The organism is Streptomyces sp. NPDC025793 (assembly GCF_055558375.1).
On record NZ_JBVHMR010000154.1, the window covers coordinates 1 to 1351 of the forward strand.

The following is a 1351-nucleotide window of genomic DNA, read 5'->3' on the forward strand; positions in this document are numbered from 1 at the left end:
GTCAAGGACGGCGTCCACGTCAAGGACGGCATCGTCGCCAGCTTCCGCGTGGTCTGCGACCACGACGGCGGCTGGGACGAAGGCGGCCGGGGCGGCGACCGCGGCGGAGACCGCGGCGGAGACCGCGGCGGCGACGGCGGCGGCGACGGCGGCTGGGACGACTGATCCGAGACCGACCGCGCAATATGGGGCCCCGGCCCGCCGCAATCGAGCCGGGAACCCCCACCCCACCGCTGTCCGACAACCCACGCGCCACACGCGCACCAACGGGCCCGGACACCAGGCATCACACCCTGGTGCCCGGGCCCACCCCAATTCCCCCCACCACCAGCCAGCCCGCCCCGGCATCTTCCGCCCCCGCCCCCCCCCCGCTGCCCCTCCGTGCCTCCGCCCCACCCCCGAACAGCGGGAACAAGCGCAAGCGCTTACGCCAGGAGCCCGCCCCGGAAACGGGGGCCACGCACCTCCTCGGAGCACCCGCCGACCCCGTCAACCATTGCCGGCTGCCCGCGCACCGGAAGCCCGGACACCCGGTAAGGGCGATCCCGGGCACCACGACAACGCATCCGGCGGACCCGTCATGATCGGGCGCCGTACCCTGAACTCCCCCAGCAGCCGACCCAGCGAACCCACCCGCACCACACCCGAGCCTCCCGTCGGCACCACACCGTCGGCCCGCTCCGTACGCCGACACCGCCGACCCCTCCGGCGCCGCACAAGCAGCTCACACCACACACCACGCCTGGCACGACGCATGGGCTCGCGCAGTAGTGGACGGAAAGTCTACTCGCGGAGACCGGCGCCGACGGTATCAGGACAGCCGCCGCCGCAAGCATCACAGCCCTGATCAGCGGAGGAACGCTCTACCGCCGCTTCCGCCAACCGACCACACGCTGAGAACAGCAGCACACGAACTTCGTTCTCTTCGGCGAGGTGCCGGTGGATCAGTACCCCCTTCTGACCCGGGACTCCGCAGCGACTTGACCACTTCGACCGGGTTGTGCATCGGGACCCGGGCCGAGGCGCATGCGAACGTAGCGCGCGTTACCCGGACCAGGCCGAAAAGGGGGCTCCGCAACCTGGCGCTCGGACGCTCCCGAGGCGGCCTGACCAGCAAGATCACCTGGCCTGCGACGGCGCCGGCCGCCCGCTCGCTTCACCGTCACAGGCGGCAACACCAACGACCGCACCCAGTTCATCACCGTGATGGAGGCGATCCGGGTGCCCCGCCCAGGCCCGGGACGGCCCCGGGTGCGGCCCTCGCACGTCCCGGGCGACAAGGGCTACAGCTCCAGGGCGATCCGCAGCCGGCCGCGTCGGGGCGGGATCAGCCACACCATTCCCGAGCGAG

At 72.3% G+C, this 1351-nt stretch carries 1 protein-coding gene; it reads left to right on the forward strand.

The genetic code is table 11. The features are described from left to right. Positions 1 to 1128: 1128 nt before the first annotated feature. Positions 1129 to 1351 (forward strand): transposase (locus ACZ4MF_RS49030; protein WP_467500957.1); only part of this gene is annotated, 223 nt, incomplete at its 3' end.